At 36.5% G+C, this 18299-nt stretch carries 19 protein-coding genes; 15 read left to right on the top strand and 4 right to left on the bottom strand.

The window, feature by feature from the left end; all coding sequences use genetic code 11:
* Window positions 1-123: 123 nt before the first annotated feature.
* A complete protein-coding gene (gene holA, locus NY607_RS06090; protein ID WP_259419327.1) occupies window positions 124-1134 on the top strand; it encodes a DNA polymerase III subunit delta in 1011 nt (336 codons plus the stop codon).
* A gap of 95 nt (window positions 1135-1229) precedes the next feature.
* Here the strand turns inward: holA and rpsT are convergent, their stop codons facing one another.
* The gene (gene rpsT, locus NY607_RS06085) at window positions 1230-1478 is read right to left on the bottom strand and encodes a 30S ribosomal protein S20 (protein WP_004226906.1); all 249 of its coding nucleotides are present in this window, start codon (window positions 1476-1478) and stop codon (window positions 1230-1232) included.
* A gap of 163 nt (window positions 1479-1641) precedes the next feature.
* On the opposite strand from rpsT, the gene gpr reads away from it, so the two are divergent.
* The 7 genes from gpr to NY607_RS06050 all read left to right on the top strand — a co-directional run bounded on the left by gpr (window position 1642) and on the right by NY607_RS06050 (window position 11443).
* The gene (gene gpr / locus NY607_RS06080; protein ID WP_066036467.1) at window positions 1642-2658 is read left to right on the top strand and encodes a GPR endopeptidase; all 1017 of its coding nucleotides are present in this window, start codon (window positions 1642-1644) and stop codon (window positions 2656-2658) included.
* 120 nt (window positions 2659-2778) lie between these two features.
* Window positions 2779-3633 carry a stage II sporulation protein P gene (spoIIP, locus tag NY607_RS06075; RefSeq protein ID WP_225340378.1) on the top strand — a complete coding sequence of 285 codons (855 nt, stop codon included), beginning with the start codon at window positions 2779-2781 and terminating at the stop codon, window positions 3631-3633.
* 581 nt (window positions 3634-4214) lie between these two features.
* A complete protein-coding gene (locus NY607_RS06070) occupies window positions 4215-6110 on the top strand; it encodes an acyltransferase family protein (protein WP_259419326.1) in 1896 nt (631 codons plus the stop codon).
* A gap of 518 nt (window positions 6111-6628) precedes the next feature.
* Window positions 6629-8455 (top strand): translation elongation factor 4, encoded by a 1827-nt coding sequence (gene lepA / locus NY607_RS06065; protein ID WP_004226914.1) that lies wholly within the window; start codon window positions 6629-6631, stop codon window positions 8453-8455.
* Window positions 8456-9227: 772 nt separating this feature from the next.
* Entirely contained in the window at window positions 9228-9467 is a 240-nt protein-coding gene (locus tag NY607_RS06060; protein WP_036076270.1) for a hypothetical protein, read from the top strand.
* 507 nt (window positions 9468-9974) lie between these two features.
* Window positions 9975-10364 (top strand): tautomerase family protein, encoded by a 390-nt coding sequence (locus tag NY607_RS06055; protein ID WP_066036462.1) that lies wholly within the window; start codon window positions 9975-9977, stop codon window positions 10362-10364.
* Window positions 10365-10579: 215 nt separating this feature from the next.
* Window positions 10580-11443, top strand: coding sequence for a GH25 family lysozyme (locus NY607_RS06050; protein ID WP_131520530.1), 864 nt, complete (start codon window positions 10580-10582; stop codon window positions 11441-11443).
* Between the two features lie 131 nt (window positions 11444-11574).
* On the opposite strand, the gene NY607_RS06045 is transcribed toward NY607_RS06050, so the two are convergent.
* The 3 genes from NY607_RS06045 to NY607_RS06035 form a co-directional block, all read right to left on the bottom strand.
* Window positions 11575-11709 carry a hypothetical protein gene (locus NY607_RS06045; protein WP_004226973.1) on the bottom strand — a complete coding sequence of 45 codons (135 nt, stop codon included), beginning with the start codon at window positions 11707-11709 and terminating at the stop codon, window positions 11575-11577.
* 355 nt (window positions 11710-12064) lie between these two features.
* Window positions 12065-12610 (bottom strand): GNAT family N-acetyltransferase, encoded by a 546-nt coding sequence (locus NY607_RS06040; protein ID WP_259419325.1) that lies wholly within the window; start codon window positions 12608-12610, stop codon window positions 12065-12067.
* A gap of 13 nt (window positions 12611-12623) precedes the next feature.
* Window positions 12624-12965 carry a hypothetical protein gene (locus tag NY607_RS06035; protein WP_259419324.1) on the bottom strand — a complete coding sequence of 114 codons (342 nt, stop codon included), beginning with the start codon at window positions 12963-12965 and terminating at the stop codon, window positions 12624-12626.
* 149 nt (window positions 12966-13114) lie between these two features.
* On the opposite strand from NY607_RS06035, the gene NY607_RS06030 reads away from it, so the two are divergent.
* The 7 genes from NY607_RS06030 (at window position 13115) to NY607_RS06000 (ending at window position 18290) form a co-directional block, all read left to right on the top strand.
* Window positions 13115-13867, top strand: coding sequence for an SMI1/KNR4 family protein (locus NY607_RS06030; RefSeq protein ID WP_259419323.1), 753 nt, complete (start codon window positions 13115-13117; stop codon window positions 13865-13867).
* Between the two features lie 58 nt (window positions 13868-13925).
* Entirely contained in the window at window positions 13926-14264 is a 339-nt protein-coding gene (locus NY607_RS06025) for a cupin domain-containing protein (protein ID WP_131520534.1), read from the top strand.
* A gap of 86 nt (window positions 14265-14350) precedes the next feature.
* On the top strand, window positions 14351-15034 hold the full coding sequence (locus tag NY607_RS06020) for a VOC family protein (RefSeq protein ID WP_259419322.1): 684 nt from the start codon (window positions 14351-14353) through the stop codon (window positions 15032-15034).
* 69 nt (window positions 15035-15103) lie between these two features.
* Entirely contained in the window at window positions 15104-15514 is a 411-nt protein-coding gene (locus tag NY607_RS06015) for a GNAT family N-acetyltransferase (protein ID WP_036076278.1), read from the top strand.
* A gap of 18 nt (window positions 15515-15532) precedes the next feature.
* Window positions 15533-16522 (top strand): zinc-dependent alcohol dehydrogenase family protein, encoded by a 990-nt coding sequence (locus NY607_RS06010; protein ID WP_259419321.1) that lies wholly within the window; start codon window positions 15533-15535, stop codon window positions 16520-16522.
* Window positions 16523-16788: 266 nt separating this feature from the next.
* Window positions 16789-17811, top strand: a complete 1023-nt coding sequence (locus tag NY607_RS06005) for a DUF1835 domain-containing protein (RefSeq protein WP_259419320.1) — start codon at window positions 16789-16791, stop codon at window positions 17809-17811.
* 50 nt (window positions 17812-17861) lie between these two features.
* Window positions 17862-18290 (top strand): GatB/YqeY domain-containing protein, encoded by a 429-nt coding sequence (locus NY607_RS06000; protein ID WP_259419319.1) that lies wholly within the window; start codon window positions 17862-17864, stop codon window positions 18288-18290.
* Window positions 18291-18299: the final 9 nt, after the last annotated feature.

The following is an 18299-nucleotide window of genomic DNA, read 5'->3' as shown; positions in this document are numbered from 1 at the left end:
TCATAAAAGCTATATCGAAAAGGTGATTTCCCCGTCTGGCAAGGAATCGACACAATTCGGTCAAAGACACAAAGGACTATGAAATCATGTATACTAATAGTATTGCTAGATGGAGGGGAAATTATGATTTCAACGGTTTGGAATACAATAAAAAAAGGTGAGCTTGCACCAGTATATTTGCTTGTTGGTGAAGAAAGCTATTTTATAGATGAAACTATTAAACGTTTAAAAGAGGCAATGGGTTCAGAAGAAGATCTGGAGATGTCCACATTTGATTTAGAAGAAGTACCAGTAGATGCAGTCATGGATGAAGCAGATACCATTCCTTTTTTCTCAGAACGTAAGCTTATTATTGCTAAAAATGCTTCGTTTTTAAAGGCAACCGAGAAAGGGAAGGAAAAAATCGATCATGATGTGAAACGATTGGAAACATGGTTGTCGAATCCTTCTGATTTTTCCGTAACGGTTTTTATTGCTCCTTATGAAAAATTGGATGAGCGCAAAAAAGTGACTAAAATGATGAAAGAGCATGCATTATTTGTACAAGCAGAAACACCAAAAGAGCAGGATTTAGCCGTATGGATTCAAGGCATTGTCAAAACACAAGGTAATAGCATTACACAAGATGCTATTGAATTGCTTGTTACGATGGTCGGAGCCAACATGCTACAATTACAGATGGAAATTGACAAGCTAACCCTTTATTTAGGTGATGGTGGCGAAATTACAACTTCTTTAGTGGAGGATTTGGTGGCAAAAACATTAGAGCAAGATGCCTTTAAAATGCTTAACGCATATTTGGCAAATGACTCTGTCGGAGCCTTGTCTATCTATCATGATTTATTGCGACAAAAACAAGAACCTATTATGTTAGTGGGCTTGCTAGCATCCAATGTTCGTACCATGTCAAATGTTTTTTATTTATTGAAAAAAGGTTATCACCCTCAACAAATCGCTAAAAATTTAAAAATTCATCCGTATCGCGTCAAACTTATGATTGAGCAACGGCATCGGCCTTCAGAAGAAAATTTGCTACGGGCATTATATCAATTAGCAGAGGTTGATTTACAGCTAAAATCGTCTGGTGGAAATCGAGAGCGCTATCTAGAGCTATTTTTATTGCGCCAACTATAGGCAAAGAAAGCTGTCCAATAAGGGCAGCTTTTTTTGTTCTCTATAAAATTAAAAAGATCAGCTACTCCTAATAGAGTATCTGATCCTTTAAACAATTACGCTTTTTTAGCAAGGCGAGACTTTTTACGAGCCGCCGCGTTTTTGTGGATAAGTCCTTTTGAAGCTGCTTTATCTAAAGATTTGAAAGCTGCTTGTAAAAGTTCTTGTTTGTTTTCAGCGTTAGCAGCAACAGCGTTTTCAGCTTTTTTCACTGTAGTACGCATTGCAGATTTAGCTTGAGAATTAGCAATGTTAGCTTTTTCGTTAACTTTTACGCGTTTAATCGCAGATTTAATGTTTGGCATATATTTCACCTCCTAAATTAGGTACGAGATGATATCTTCTCATTGATTTCTTGTGTCAATACAACAAAAATCATTTTAACAAACGCTTGGCCAAATTGCAATAGATAAATGCAAAGAATATTTACTTGACAGTTTGAACAAACTACAGCTTGAGGTGAACTGTATGCAAAATTTTAATTGGCAACGAACAGATTTAATCGATGAATCAGAAGAGGTAGTTGTCCATCAGACCAAAGAGCAAAAAGAAAAGCTTGAACAATCAAGTGGCATTCAAATTGAAGATCGGAATGCTGGTAGAGTAAAAATCACAGATGTTCTTGTAGATGCTGAAGGGGAAAAGCAAATTGGTAAAAAAGAAGGGCAGTATATTACCCTTTCTGTCCCGACACTAACATTAGAAGATCAAGAAGGCTTTGCACAACTTGAACAAGAATTGCTTGTAAATTTCAAAAAAATGCATGACGCACTTTCTTGGCAAGAAGACGATAAAATTTTAATAGTCGGTTTAGGAAATCGCACTATTACCCCCGATGCAATAGGTCCCTATTTAATTGACCATTTGCATAGTTTAGATGTCATTGATGAAAAATTTGTCATGTATGCTCCTGGTGTAACAGGACAAACAGGCTACGAAACAGGTGAGTTTGTGGCTGCTATTGCTGAACGTCTGCAACCAAAATTAATCATTGTAGTAGATGCACTTGCTACAAGAGCGAGTAATCGACTCTGTAAAACGATTCAATTAACAGATACAGGCATACATCCAGGTTCAGGAGTAGGCAATCAACGGCAAGAGATTTCCTATGAGATGCTTGGCATTCCCGTAACAGCAATAGGGATCCCTACTGTAGTAGATGCACCTGTATTAATTGCGGATGCGGTAGAAACTATGCTACGTTCGATAGCTGCTCGTGTGGCTGAACGCAGTAAACCGTCATCAAAGCTTTCATTATCCTCATGGCAACCAGATATCAACAAGGAACTGGATATGACATTAGTACAACCTATATTTGGAGAATGGGCGACATGGACGAAGGAGGAGCGCCAGCAGCTGTTTGAGGAAACCTTCGCTGGCTCCCACACACAACTGATGGTTACACCAAAAGAAGCAGACTATTGGATTGATCGCTATGCAAAATTAGTGGCTTCTATGCTAATGAATTGGGCAAGTGATTTATAAAATAATGAAGAAACAACGCTTAGAGTAGTCCTTCTAAAACACGCTTATTTATGCGTAAAACAAGAAATTTATTTTCGTTCTAATTAACATCCCCCCTCCATACGATATGGGGAGGAGGGTGTGACTTTGCTAAAAAAACTACAATGGTCATTTGGTATATTATTGTTCTTTTTCGTATTACCTGTCATTGCTGGGCAACTTCCGTTCAACAAGCAAGCATCGACTCCGATCAAACAATCAGAAGATAAGCAAGTCGTGTTTGCTGCTACCAATTTAGCTGAACAAAGTGTACTGGAACAAACGAAAGAACCTGAACCAGATCAAGCCCTAGACCCGGACCCATTTAAAGTGTTAGTGTTATTTACCCATACGCATGAAGCATATGAACCCATGGTGAAAGCAGTGAGTGGTAAGGTAGCGACTTCTCATGAAACGGTCAATATTATGAGCCTGAAGGATAAGATTGTGAATCATTTTAATGTAAATGGTTTAAAGACGGATGTTCTTGATGTAGATATTATGAAGAAATTACAAGAAGAGGGTAAAGGCTATCATGAATCTTATAATGTGATGAGGCCATATTTAAGTAAGCATTTAGAAACAAATAATTATGATTTAATAGTTGATTTACATCGTGACTCATTAAAACATGATCTTACAACGATCTCATATAATGGGGAAAATTATGCGAAAATTGCTATTGTTGTTGGGGCAGAGCATGCTAATTACCGCTGGAATACAGCCTATGCTGAAAGTTTATCATCCACACTAAATGCCATCGTTCCAAAAATTTCTAAAGGGGTTATTTCTAAAAGTGGTGATGGGGTTGATGGGCGATACAATCAGGATTTAGCAAAGCAAATGATGATTATTGAGATTGGTGGAATTGGTAATACTGAGGAAGAGGTTAATCGTACAATTGCTGTAATTGGTAAGGCCATATCAAAAGCGTTTGTCAATGATTCAACAAAATAGACCAATCATATTAAAAAGTGGGACTCTTGTGGGCTCACTTTTTTAATATTGTATGATAATAAAATTTCCAGAAATAATTCTCATTAATTGTCTTTCCATTGCTCCATTCTTGTCTTATAATTTTCAAGTTGGCTCGCGAATTTCATGATAAAACGTTAAGTGAAGGCATATGCAAATAAAGCAAACATACTTTTGAAGTATATCCCATTTTTGGAATGCCTTTTTAAGTCTATAGCAAAATATACATATGAATTTTTAGAAGATAAAAAGTGATAACGTTTCATTTTTCTCTCAAACTTTTATCGTATTTCAATCGTCAAACATATAAGTGAATAAGTAAAAATAATAGAGAGGGGATGGTTATTAATCAAAAGGTTCTATTACGTGACAACAGGTTTTATCTTGATACGGAAGGGAATACCTTCAAAAAGCGCTACTCCCTAACATCATTTATCCAAAGCCGTGTGCGGTTATTACAGATTGTGACAGCGCTTTTAGATTGACTTCTACTTTGTACAGCTAGAAAAAACCAACACATTATACCGAAACGAAATTGAGAGATTATTGAAGGAAGGAATAGTATGTCAGGCAAGTCATTAAATCATCGTTATATTCCTGGACTAGACGGGATTCGAGCATTGGCTGTGTTAGCAGTTATTGCTTATCATTTTAATTTCAGTTGGGCTAGAGGTGGCTTTTTAGGAGTAGATATCTTCTTTGTATTATCGGGCTATTTAATCACCTCTACCATCTTACCTTTAAAGGGCAATCAATTAACAGTCAGCCTAAAGAAATTTTGGGTGGGACGATTTAGAAGGCTACTACCAGCTGCCTACGTTATGATTGTTACATCATTTGTTTGGGCAATGCTCTTTCATAAAGAGCTTCTCCATACTTTGCGCGGGGATGCATTGTCCTCCATTTTTTATTCAAGTAATTGGTGGTTCATTTTTCATAAACTCTCTTATTTTGATAGTTTCGGTTCTCCATCACCTTTAAAAAACCTATGGTCATTAGCTATTGAAGAACAATTTTACTTGATATGGCCATTGCTCTTAATGATTGGACTTTTTGTTGTTAAAAAACAAAATAAACTAGCAAATATCATCTTTTGTGGTGCCCTTTGTTCAGCATTCGTAATGGCATTACTCTATCAGCCAGGCGTTGATCCTAGTCGTGTTTATTATGGAACGGACACACGTTGTTTTGAATTATTAATAGGCTGTTGGCTAGCACTTGTTTGGCCAATGAAACGACTATCTTCTCAGAAATTATCAGCGAACCATGTGAAGAAACTAAATATTATGAGTTTCATGGCACTTACTATTTTTTTAGTAAGCATAGTGTATGTGGATGAATATCAATCCTTTCTTTATAGAGGAGGCATGTTTTTATTTTGCTTGAATGCTGCCGTTTTGATTGCATGTATTTCTCATCCAGTCAGCATACTAGGAAAAATATTAGCATGGAAGCCATTATGTTGGATAGGCTCTCGTTCCTACGGCATTTATCTATGGCATTATCCTGTCATGGTTTTAGGGACACCCATTCATGAAATTGGTAATCCCTCCTATTGGCGAATATTCCTGCAGCTTTTACTAATCCTAATGATTGCAGAGCTATCCTATCGCTTCATTGAGATGCCCATCCGAAAAGAAGGGTTCAGAGTCTATTGTCAAAAATATCTGATTTGTAATAAAAATAAGTGGGGAAGCCTTACTTTTCCACGAAAAATATCAACGGTTATGGTTCCTCTTTTCCTGCTTGTATTTTTCACAGGCATGACAGGTGTAGTGGGTGAAAGTCAGCAACACCCATCTAAAACGCTGCCAACAACGATAAAAATTAATGGCGAAGAGCCTACAGCCAATCTGAACAAGCAGGACAAACAAGCTGAAGCCTCCACTGACAAGCCTTCTCAAAGTAAGGATGAGGGAGGAGAGGATGTTCAGGAGATAGAAACACCTAAACAAGAAGAAAATAACACCATTATAGAGCCTGAAAAGGATGAGTTTTATCGTGGCATACTAGCCATTGGCGATTCCTTAATGATTGATATTGCCCCGAGCTTACATACTATGTATCCGACTATTACAATCGATGGAAAAATAGGCCGTCAAGTTTCGCAAGCTGTAAAACTTGCCCCAAATTATGCAAGTTTTAATCAACCTAATCATGCCGTCATTCTACAATTGGGGACAAATGGTTATTTTACGACTGACCAAATGGATGCCCTCCTTGAAGCTTTTTCAAATGCCGATATTTATTTAGTGAATACACGTGTGCCGCGATCTTGGGAAGCAAAGGTGAATGAAGCTTTACTGCAAAAAGCACAGGAACATGAGCGAATAACACTAATTGACTGGCATGCAGCAGCAATCAATCACCCTGAATACTTTGCCCCTGACGGTGTACATTTAGAGAAAAAAGGGATAGAAGTTTTAACAAAGCTCATTCAACAATCCTTAAATAAATAAAATAAAAAAGGTCAGTATACACAGTTTTATCTGCGTAGCTGACTTTTTCTATATCTTAGAAAGGGAGCTATTTGCTCTACCTATATTTATTCTATTAGTTGTTCCTGTATGGTAAGCTTGATATTTGATCTGTTCCATTATGTGGAAGATGGTGCGATGTCCATTCTTTCTTTTACTAATCATAGTTTAGGTTTATAAAAATGGGATTGTGTTTACGCTTTTTAGCAATATGGATGATGATATCTTTTGGAGATAGCGTGCTTTTCTTGGTTGATCAGGCGAAGATTCATCCATCGAATCTCTCCTCATGTCGAGTAGACGCATTTTCATTTCCACTGCTACACATCGAGTACTACTATAGCTGATTTGTCTGCATTTATATACTTAATACTGTAAAATTTAAAAACGACATGAAACACTGAAAGTATTGATATTATAGGCTTTCAAGTCTAGTTGCTGTTGTACTTTGCGTTATGTTCATAGTATAATTCATTATAGTTTAATTAGGAGTGGAAAAGATGAACCGAGAAGCACGTTTAAAACGACAAGAGAATATACGAAATTTCTCTATTATTGCACATATTGACCATGGGAAATCAACGCTTGCTGACCGTATTTTAGAGCAAACAAAATCTTTAACTTCCCGTGAGATGAAGGCACAGCTCCTCGACTCAATGGATTTAGAGCGTGAGCGAGGCATTACAATTAAGTTAAATGCAGTTCAATTAAAGTACGAAGCAAAAGACGGCGAAGTGTATACATTTCATTTAATCGACACACCAGGACACGTCGATTTCACATATGAAGTATCACGTAGTTTAGCTGCTTGTGAGGGTGCCATATTAGTTGTGGACGCAGCACAAGGTATTGAAGCACAAACACTAGCAAATGTTTACTTAGCACTTGACAATGATTTAGAAATTTTACCTGTAATCAATAAAATTGATTTACCTGCAGCTGACCCTGAACGTGTACGTCAAGAAGTAGAAGACGTTATTGGATTAGATGCATCTGAAGCAGTATTAGCGTCTGCGAAAGCAGGTATTGGTATCGAGGATATTTTAGAGCAAATCGTAGAGAAGGTACCAGCGCCAACTGGTGATCCAGATGCACCACTACAAGCTTTAATTTTTGACTCTGTTTACGATGCCTATAAAGGTGTTATCATTTCGATTCGTGTCATCAATGGTACTGTTAAGCCTGGCGATAAAATTCGCATGATGGCAACAGGTGCGGAATTCGAGGTTATTGAAGTTGGGGTACATACACCAAAAGTTGTGCCACAGGCTGAGTTAACAGTGGGTGATGTAGGTTACTTAACCGCATCTATCAAAAATGTAGGGGACACACGTGTAGGGGATACTGTAACCTATGCAAACCGTCCTGCAGCTGAGCCATTAGCTGGTTATCGTCGCTTAAACCCAATGGTCTACTGTGGTTTGTATCCAATCGATACAGCCAAATACAATGATTTACGTGAAGCGTTAGAAAAGCTAGAGTTAAATGATTCTGCTCTACAATATGAGCCAGAGACATCGCAAGCACTTGGTTTTGGTTTCCGCTGTGGATTCTTAGGATTACTACATATGGAAATTATTCAGGAGCGTATTGAGCGTGAATTTAATATCGACTTAATTACAACAGCACCTTCCGTAATTTACAATGTTCATATGACAGATGGTACTGAGCTGAAAGTCGATAATCCTTCCTTTATGCCAGACCCTCAAAAAATCGATCGTGTCGAGGAACCATATGTGAAAGCAACAATCATGGTACCAAATGATTATGTGGGAGCGGTTATGGAACTTTGTCAAATGAAGCGTGGTAATTTCATGACGATGGATTATATTGATACATCGCGTGTAAGTATTATTTATGAAATGCCATTATCAGAAATTGTCTATGATTTCTTTGACTATTTAAAATCAAATACAAAGGGCTATGCTTCATTCGACTATGAACTTATTGGTTACCAGCCATCGAAATTAGTGAAAATGGATATTTTATTAAATGGTGAGCAAGTCGATGCCCTAAGCTTTATCGTACATCGTGACTTTGCCTACGATCGAGGTAAAATCATCGTAGAAAAATTAAAAGAATTAATCCCACGCCAACAATTTGAAGTACCAATTCAAGCAGCAGTTGGACAAAAAATCGTGGCGCGTTCAACAATTAAAGCCATCCGTAAAAACGTATTAGCGAAATGTTACGGGGGAGATATTTCCCGTAAACGAAAACTTCTTGATAAACAAAAAGAAGGTAAAAAACGTATGAAACAAGTAGGCTCAGTCGAAGTCCCTCAAGAGGCATTCATGGCTGTGCTGAAGATGGATGATTCGAAGTAATATTGATATAACAGGGTTTATAGGGGTTTATAAGGGTTTAAGCAAATAGATTTGTATCAGTTAGGTGGAGATTGCCACCGATTTTCCACTGCATTGAAATTGTGCAAGCAATTTAAAAATCTTTAGCGATGGAATCAAAAATATCGGCAGCATCTCTTGCCATCTTCTGTGTTAAATGGACATAGCGGTCTTCAGTAATTGCTGATCTGCTGTTAATGGAAAGAGTAATAATAATGCCCAGTTACTCGTTTTTATTGAGTACTTGGGCATTTTTTGTTTTGGCTACTATCCTCTGCTTTTTTTTCAGATAGTTTACAGTGAATCTTTTCAAAGGTCTCGAATCTCCTACTTTTAATTAAGTTATTTTTCCTTACTTTTTTCTTTTTCAATTTTTCTAAATAATAAATAAACTATTGAAATTATAATATAAAGTATGACAAAATTTAGAAGCACGCTATTTTCACTTTTACTGGCTATATATACGTATAACCCTATTACCACCGCTAATATGAATGATTTGTATATTGAAATCATATTACTTCCACCTTTTCTCAATATTAGAAATAATTTTATAGTACTTTCATATAATTTTATATTAATATCCCTTTGTAATTGCAATCTCTTTAATTTTCGGAAAAATCAAATTATTTACAAAGTGCAATTTAAAGATTTTACGAAACGATCCGTAGCTACTTGCTTTGAAATATGGAATTCAAATTCCTAACAATACATTCATCTAGATTATTTCTATTACTACGTAGGAGTTTATGAAATGACTATTAAATGGAACAGAGAAGAAATACTTTTCGATACTCTATATGAAGCTGACACCTGGGCAGATTCAATTGCAAATGAAATATATGGAAGAATTTATAACGGATATGATACACCAGATTACAAAATAGCCTATTCGCTTGCTTTTAGATTAGCTTCTATAAAAGAGTGTAGAGTTTATACAGAAAATAGTATTGAAGGTAGATATAAAGTTTGGGTCATTTTTGAAATTGAATAGTAAAGATGAGGTGCTCATTTAAAATTGAGTAGTTAATTTTTAGTAATTTAAGGTTCTTCCTTTTCATTTATTTAAATGTAGTGGTGTAGAAACTAACGAAGCAACAGTATGTCCTGAGCTTCTCTCACTCTCTCTTTCATTTCCTGGAGCTTTAAGGTATATAGGCACCCACAACTTCAAACGTTAGTTTGTCATCAACAATAATATATTTTATATCTATTTCTTTATCAGATTGGAACAACAGAATGTGTACTATTTGGATAACTGTTTCTACCTGAGCTTGCAGCGTATTGCAGTTAATTATGGTCACAGTTAAGTAGAGTTATTATTTTGGAATTGTTGGTTTAAATAGTTCACATTTGTTTCATGAATAAATTGGGTGATTGTTTAAATGAAACCAAGCATAGAATTAGCTTGATGGTCATGTTGAAGAATTTTATAATATCGTTATAGAACAGTATTTGGTAGTTGAGTTTAGATTAGTAAGTCAAGAAAGGTGAGAGGTCGTTGGGACAAATTAAAATTTATGGTGTTAAGAGAAGGTTAAATCCCATTAAGGAAACATTATCGAATATTATCCATTCTTGTATGGTGGACGCACTTGAATATCCATTAGATAAGAAATTTCATCGCTTTTTTCCTATGGACAAAGAGGATTTTTATTTTGCAAGTGAAAGAACTGAATCATATACAATAATAGAAATTAGTATGTTTGAAGGTAGAACGATTCAAGCTAAAAAACAATTAGTAAAGCTACTATTTGAACGCATAAATAACAAATTAAATATTTCACCTCAAGATGTTGAAATTACAATTTTTGAAACGCCTAAACATAATTGGGGAATAAGAGGGTTACCTGGGGATGAATTAGCACTTAATTACAAAGTAAATATTTGATATAAAGCCGCTATTTTTTTAGAGTTAATTCGACTATGTGAAATGTGCTCTGTCTTATTAATTATCTGACCACTAAAAATCGGTAAATGAAGAACCTATAAGGACTAAAATAATCTACATAACTTTATTTAATGAATGATTCTAAATAATGCTTGAAGCAATGGGTTTGTCGCTATTCATAATTTATTTACTATTTTTAGGGAGGAGAAAATTGTATGAGTTATATCATAGACATTTCACATCATCAAGGAGATATTGATTGGTCTGAAGCGGTTAAAGATGTTGATTTGGCTATCATCCGCACACAATATGGTACAAGCACAATTGACCGTAAATACGTTCAAAATATAGAAGCATGTATTAAGTACAAGGTACCTTTTGGTGTTTATATTTATGTTACCTTTAAAAATGGTACTGAGGCATTGGAACAAGCAAAAGACTTCTATAACAGAGCAAAAAACTATAATCCGCTATTTTATGTTGTAGATATCGAAGAAAGCTTTGGTGCTAGTGTCCAAAATATCGTACAAGGCACACAGGTGTTTATTGATTATTTAAAAAGTAAGACTGTAAAAGTCGGGCTATATACAGGCCATCATTTTTACAAACCTTATCTGATGGATACCGTTAAAAATTATGATTTCCTGTGGATTCCTCGCTATAGTGGCTCTAGCTCACCGGGACTAAAGCCAAACTTTGCTTGTGACTTATGGCAGTACACAGACAAAGGGATTGTAGCAGGTATTAAAGGAACTGTAGATTTAAACCAATTAAATGGATCTAAGTCTTTATCCTGGTTCACAGATACTGATAAGAAGAAGGAAATAGCATTTTCTCAGTATGAAGAATTAAAGAAAGAAAATAAACAACTAAAACAGGAACTTACTGAAATGAAAGAGTTATTAGTTGGGATAAAATCAAATGCTAGGGTATCACCAGCACATAAAGAAGATTGGGAGTGGGCCATTGAAGAGGGAGTTATACGAGGCGATGGCAAGTGTATGAATCCTACAGATACACTCACAAGACAACAAATGGCAACGATGCTCAAACGGTTCTATGATAAATTTATTAAATAATAGCATTGTCTCGCCCATAAGTACCTGAGAACTAGCAGCAAAATATTTAGCCTAATATTGAGTGTATTCGTCATAAAAGGAATCACTATTTATAGTGATTCCTTTTATAGTGGGACCAACCTGTTTGAAATTTAGTGAAACAATAGGAAAAACTTGGCTAATAAAAAAATGGGGACTCCTACAATTATTACGCCTGCAAAGAAATAACAAAACAACATAAAAACATCGAAAACCGCACCAGCTAAATCATCAATGAATTTTAACATTTCATTCCCCTCCAAACATAATAAGTATTAGCATTTATAATCTCTTTATTGCTTACCAATCATCATACTGATCTAAAGTCTTTTTTAGAGTCTTATCCCACATATCGAGAGTCCCGTAAATTGTTATTAGGATATTTTCATCAGATGGTAACACTTGAAAGCTAAGTGGAAATCATACTGAATATTCATTGTAATTTGTCATACCCTAAACCACGAAGCTTGTGTGTATCTCCTAATAACGACCCTGTAAATCTTTTGGAAAGTGTTTTATATTGTATGCATAAAGCATGTTATTGACTAAAGATTTGTTTTTTACATAAAGTTCTTGTGTAATCGGATAGAGCATTTTTTACTTCTATATTCGAAATGGTAGTGTTCGTTTCCATATCATATGTTGACTATTTGCTCCCCAATAGTTTTCAAGGATAAAATCAGGCTGTCCAAATTTCTTCTGCCAGATCATTTGCGCTTGTTTATATCCACTATCTAAACAAAAACTAGGAACCCTTCGATTTTCTAACGTTAGGAGCATTTTCTGTAGTAGTATGGTGCCGATCCCACGATTTTGATAGTCAGGATGAACAAAAAGGGTACCGATTTCTAGACAATTGAATAGTTCTTCTTTGATCGTTTGTTGAATGATTTCGTTGGCTTCACCGCATTCGATAGTACCTATTATGTCATGGGTTTCTTCATTTAAAGCTAACCAGAAAAATCTTTTTTTGCCCTGGCTTTCTAAGTCCATTGCTACATACTGTTTTTTCGTTTCCCATTCATCCTGTTGATCGTCCACTAGCTCGGCAATCCCTTCTTTTTTATAAGTATCCCGAATGACAAGATCAAAGAATTCGTGTAACGCCTGGATGTCCGACTGTTCTGGACGTCTAATAAGTAATTTCATGATTGCTTGCTCCTTATAATGGATGTCGTTGGTGGTTTAGTAGGGATCGAGCTCGATGCACATCCACATCCACATCTAGTAAGTCATTTATATCTTGCTGTACTGCGGTCAATCGATCAAGTGCCAGCTGTAACCAATGATCGGAGGTATCATATTTTTCAGCGTGCCATAGCAACTCTCCATAACAAATGGCAGCACGAATAAATGTGATATGGTCATTCAGCAGATTTGCCAAATGGGTGGCTTGTTTGAGACATGCTTCCCCTTGTTTTACCTTGCCATAATCTAAATAGCGAAGTGCTTTCAAAAATTCCGTGTTGGCTTGCTGTATTATCTGTTCATTCGTATGTTGCATGACAGATCGCTCCCATCCGTTATTTTTGTTCACGTTATGCATACTACCAGTCTATTTTAATGATTATAACATGTTCCCCTTATTTGGTTAATGATGGGGTATGTTAAAATGCAAGAAAGACACTTGGTCATCAAAAGGAGAGAATTCCATTGAAAGATTCAGAAAAGAAACTCGATGCAGTATTACAGCAAATGCATGATTTTATTGATGAACTTCAGGAGCGGGAGTCAGCCTATCCCATGGTTTTTTATCATCAATCAGAAGAGGATATTAGCCAATTTGTGGATGGTGGGTGGTCATTGCCAGCAGAGTATGTTTATTTTTTGAGACATTATGTTGTGGAAAGGGTTACATGGGCTACAGGTGATTATATTAATCTAAATATCTATGGCGCAAGAGATTTAATACGTGGGCAGGAGGGCTATAATTATAATCCGGTGACAGATGAGATGATTGAGGATTGGCCACATGATTATTTAGTCATTGCCACAGATGAAGGCGATCCCTATTGTCTGGATCTATCAAGAGGTGATACGGCTGTTTTTACCGCTCCCCATGGGACAGGCAATTGGCATTTTTCAATGGCTTATGACAATTTAATTTTGTTCCTTGAAAGTGTACTGATTCCACCTGGTTTAGAAGACATGTTGCCTGAAGAAAGTTCTGTAGCGTACTATGAACTAACTATTACTGGGGACGGAAAAGATAAACTAAAGACATTATTGTTGCTAAAAAAATTATTATCTTATGATTATTCACAAGCGAGAAAGGCTTTAGAACAGCCCCCGCTAGTAATTTATAGGGGAGTTGAAGCAGGTGCCTTAAAGTTAGAAGCCGAGTTACAGGCTATCCGTGCAGATTTTCAAAAAAGGAAAATTAGCCTAGCTGAATTTATTGAATGAGGGAAATTAACAAGAATGATGGATATCCCTCCTCTAAAGCAGGAAAGGAGGTGTAAGGATGAAAATTAACAAAGCATTAGCACAACACTATCAATGGGGTGCACAGTGTGATGGCTGGCATCTTGTTCAAAATAAGGAGCTTAGTGTGATACATGAGCGAATGCCTGCTCAAACAGCTGAGGTAAATCACTATCACCATCATGCACAGCAGTTTTTCTTTGTTCTTTCAGGCACAGCTACAATAGAACTGAATGATCAAAGAATTGAGTTAAAGCAGCATGACGGAATTGAAGTACCTCCACATGTACCACATCAAATGCGAAACGATTCACAAGAAGATGTAGAATTCCTCGTGATATCGCAGCCAAATAGCAGGGGAGACCGAGAGCGGCTTTAACTACACGAAAGTAAACTTCATTCTTTTGCATGAAGCCATTCTTATCAGCTGCTTGTATAGTAGGGAGGGTAAAGGGGTGCTTAAAGATGAAGATTACGAAGGTAAAATTATATGCCTATGATATGCAAAAAATGGAGCAGTTTTATGTTGATTTGTTAGGCTTTACTTTGTTAGAAAGAACAGCTGACTATTTTACAATAGCCATGGGGGAAAGCAGGATGACATTTGAAAAGTTGTCTTCTAAAATGCCAAAGCAGTATCATTTTGCATTAAATATTCCTAGTAACTTATTTCAACAGGCAAAGATTTGGGCAGAAGAGCATGTAGGCTTGCTGGATTCAGAGGGGCAGGATGAAGTCTATTTTGAGTTTTTAAAAGCATATGCATGCTATTTCTACGATCCAGAAGGCAATATAGTGGAGCTTATTTCAAGACAGGAAATAAATCCAAAACATGCTGAAGTTAATTTTTCTGTAGAGCAAGTGTTACATATTGGAGAAATCAATTTAACGTCAGATGACATTCAAACAATTGCTGAAAAATTAAAGAAATATGCTATAAACCCTATAGCAAACAAGGAAATTCAACTGGATGGCCTTAATTTTCTAGGAAACTATGAAGACGGAGCCAATATCCTATTAGGACCGAGTGGACGTCTGTGGTATTTTTCTGATAAGAAAGCAGTTATCAGTCCAATTAGTATTGAAATAGACGAAGCTTTACAATTAAATTTGGATGAAAAAGGTCAATTAACGCTTCTGCAACTTTAACATCATAAACTTATTGTTGATTAAATATATATTTTTTTGTATATTTATTCAAAATAAGGAGGGTGTTATATGTATATAATCAAAGAAACAAATCCGACGATAGACTCGTATAAAGCATTGCACCAAACAACTGGCTGGAATGCAAAAGGGCAGTATACGTATGAACAATTATACAAGGCTATTTGTAATAGCTGGTTCAGTACATCTATATATGATGAAGGCAATCTAATTGGCTATGGACGTATTATCTCTGATGGTATCTATCAAACATTTATCTGTGATGTGATGGTGCACCCTGATTATCAAAGAAAAGGAGTTGGCACAATGGTGATGGATGCTCTTTTAGAGCAATGTCAGAAAGAAAATATAAAATGGGTTCAATTATTTTGTGCCAAAGGTAAACAACCTTTCTACCAGAAGCTTGGCTTTAAGGAACGTGAAATAGATGCTCCTGGTATGATGTTGTTTTATACGGAATGAATAAAGGAGCTAGAATCGTTGAAAGCAAAATGCCTAAAAATTTATGAATTTGGAAATCCGCAAGAGGTTGTAAGGCTAGAGAATAAAACAATCGAGCCTCCTCAAGGTCAAGAAATTCTTGTTCGCATGCTAGCCAGACCGATTAATCCCTCAGATTTAATCCCAATATGGGGGAAATATGCTCATAGAATCACTTTACCAACTATCCCTGGCTATGAGGGAGTAGGAATAATAGAAGCTGTTGGACCGCTTGTTTCACCAAAGATTATTGGACAGCGCGTATTACCGTTAAGGGGGGAGGGAACTTGGCAGGAAGTAGTGAAAACGCAAGCAGATTTTGCAGTGACTATTCCTGACACGATGGATGATTTTACAGCAGCACAAATGTATATTAATCCAATTACAGCCTTCGTAACATGCTCAGAGGTACTTAATTTACAAGCAAACGATGTCTTATTAGTAAATGCTTGTGGTTCTGCCATTGGACATCTTTATGCTCAACTTGCGAAATTGCTAGGCTATCGACTTATTGCAGTGACACGAAATAATCAGCATACTGAAGAACTACTGCAACTTGGGGCAGCATTTGTCATTGATACCTCTCAAATGCCACTTTACGAAACCGTTATGGCATTAACAGATGGTAAGGGAGCAGATGCAGCAATTGATTCGATTGGTGGAGAGGCTGGCAATCAGCTTGCCTTCTGCGTAAAGCCCGAGGCTATTTTTTTAGCTATTGGCCTTTTATCGGGTATTCAGGTAAATTGGACAAACATTGTGAAGGAAGCAAAGGTACAAGCGAGGATGTTTCATTTACGCCATTGGCAACGTCAAACGTCAATTGAAAAATGGCAACAAACGATGCAACAGCTTATATACCTTGTACAGGATGGCTCCTTAAAAATGATGAATGTACATGCTCATTATCCATTATTGGATATCCATAAGGCGATCGATGCTGTTGAGGGAACTAAAAAAGGAAAAGTATTTTTAACGAATGTTGATTAAATAACATACTACCGTCGTAGTTGAGCTACTACGTGTAGTATGTTTTTTTATAGGGACATGAGTGTTTTTAGCTCTGGAGAAAATAGTTCATACATTGTCCTGCTCCAAAAAGTGAGCAAGTCGCTCAAAAGAAGTGAGCCTCCGCCCAGATTAAAGAATTCACTAGCAATAGTAGTAACATATCTTTAAAACTAACTAAATTAGTAATTTGAGGTAATAAAGAGGTATGATTAGGCTAGGTGTTTTGAAATAAAGGAGTACAGATGATGAAGAAGATCAATCAACTAAAAAAGTCAATACAACGACTGAGTGAAGCTGATGCAAAGAAGATGCTGCTTTTAACTTTAATAAATGAACAGTCAAGAGACAGCATGTTACAGTTTTTATTACAACAAGCCGAGGAGCGGGATCCTTCAAAGGTACAAACGGTGCATATTGTATTCGGTCATTCACCTGGGGGGAGCTTGAAAGCAGCCTTTCGTAATCCTGACTATGCTAAGTCCGAGGAGATTATTGTTGTGCCAGGTAATTTTTCTGTTGGTCCTTTGAAAGATGTACATACACGGGACGGAATTGAAGCTCGTTTTCAATGGTTGGAACAGCGCTATTTAATAGAAGACGATGGATTGATGATAGGTGAGCGGGAGATGAAGGAAGCAATAGAGAAAATTAAAAATATTCCCCCTCATCAGGATATAATCGTTTGGACTTGTCAAAATGCTCATGAGCAAATAGGACTTCGACTCGTTTTGGCGATGCTCAAACAGAAAACAAATGATATCTATGTATTAGATACTTTTCAGTTATTTCATGAGTTGTATACTTTACCACAGTTAGCAGAGGATCATTATCCAAGATCAACTGGTGAAGTCAGAGCAGAGGATTTATGTTATTTTTATGAGCATTTCCAATCACGGCCATTAAAAGAGGCATTGAGGCACTCCCTATGCAAAGAAGGGCTAAATCTGTTAATGGATGATTACGATTGCATACATACCTGGAAATATCATGAACTTTGGGGCAATAATAATGAGGATAGAGAGGATGACTTGATCATTGCCTGTGCGAAACGTTTACAGGAAGAACAAGAGGAAATTCATTATCAAGTTGCAGCTAGGTTAATTGGAGAGGTAATGGGGCATATGGAGGAATTGAGAGAGGTTGAATGGATTGACTATCGTCTACGCCAATTAATTCAGCAAGGCATTTTTTCTTATGAAGGCGAGTTAAAGGGAATATTACACTATAAAGTAAAGTTAGCAGATGCAACGAACTATAACCCTTCATGATTTTTATGATATAATTTTTTTGATATAGACGGTTAGAAGGAGTGAGATCATTGTTAAAAACTGAAGTATTTGAACAATTAAAAACGGCAATGAGAGAAAAAGATACGTTAGCGAAGGGTGTATTATCTCTTTTAAAGTCAGCATTAGATTTAGCTGAAAAAGAAAAGGGAGAGGCTTTAACAGCTGACGAAGAAATAGCTATTATTAATCGAGAGGTCAAACAAACAAATCAAGCTTTAGAAGGTGCACAAACGGCAGGGCGAGCAGACCTGATTGAAAAAGAGGAAGCCAAATTGACACTTTTGAGATCCTTTTTACCAAAGCAATTATCAGAAGAAGAAATTGCAGAGAAATTAGTGGCAGCTGGTGTTGGAAAAGGAATGAACATGGGAGAAGCCATGAAAATTGCAAAACCATTGCTGACAGGTCAGGCTGAAGGTGCCGTTATTTCAAAAGTTGTGAAAAATATTATTGCCTAAACTTTTACC

The organism is Lysinibacillus sp. A4 (assembly GCF_024919535.1).
Taxonomy (GTDB): Bacteria; Bacillota; Bacilli; order Bacillales_A; family Planococcaceae; genus Lysinibacillus; species Lysinibacillus capsici.
This window is presented reverse-complemented; position numbering and strand designations above follow the sequence as displayed.

Excerpts from the sequence above, each read along its gene's own strand:
- NY607_RS06050 (WP_131520530.1), top strand. The coding sequence starts at position 10,580 with ATGAGTTATATCATAGACATTTCACATCATCAAGGAGATATTGATTGG.
- NY607_RS06070 (WP_259419326.1), top strand. The coding sequence starts at position 4,215 with ATGTCAGGCAAGTCATTAAATCATCGTTATATTCCTGGACTAGACGGG.
- lepA (WP_004226914.1), top strand. The coding sequence starts at position 6,629 with ATGAACCGAGAAGCACGTTTAAAACGACAAGAGAATATACGAAATTTC.
- NY607_RS06015 (WP_036076278.1), top strand. The coding sequence starts at position 15,104 with ATGTATATAATCAAAGAAACAAATCCGACGATAGACTCGTATAAAGCA.
- rpsT (WP_004226906.1), bottom strand. The coding sequence starts at position 1,478 with ATGCCAAACATTAAATCTGCGATTAAACGCGTAAAAGTTAACGAAAAA.
- NY607_RS06025 (WP_131520534.1), top strand. The coding sequence starts at position 13,926 with ATGAAAATTAACAAAGCATTAGCACAACACTATCAATGGGGTGCACAG.
- holA (WP_259419327.1), top strand. The coding sequence starts at position 124 with ATGATTTCAACGGTTTGGAATACAATAAAAAAAGGTGAGCTTGCACCA.
- NY607_RS06020 (WP_259419322.1), top strand. The coding sequence starts at position 14,351 with ATGAAGATTACGAAGGTAAAATTATATGCCTATGATATGCAAAAAATG.
- NY607_RS06035 (WP_259419324.1), bottom strand. The coding sequence starts at position 12,965 with ATGCAACATACGAATGAACAGATAATACAGCAAGCCAACACGGAATTT.
- NY607_RS06040 (WP_259419325.1), bottom strand. The coding sequence starts at position 12,610 with ATGAAATTACTTATTAGACGTCCAGAACAGTCGGACATCCAGGCGTTA.
- NY607_RS06005 (WP_259419320.1), top strand. The coding sequence starts at position 16,789 with ATGAAGAAGATCAATCAACTAAAAAAGTCAATACAACGACTGAGTGAA.
- gpr (WP_066036467.1), top strand. The coding sequence starts at position 1,642 with ATGCAAAATTTTAATTGGCAACGAACAGATTTAATCGATGAATCAGAA.
- NY607_RS06060 (WP_036076270.1), top strand. The coding sequence starts at position 9,228 with ATGACTATTAAATGGAACAGAGAAGAAATACTTTTCGATACTCTATAT.
- NY607_RS06045 (WP_004226973.1), bottom strand. The coding sequence starts at position 11,709 with ATGTTAAAATTCATTGATGATTTAGCTGGTGCGGTTTTCGATGTTTTT.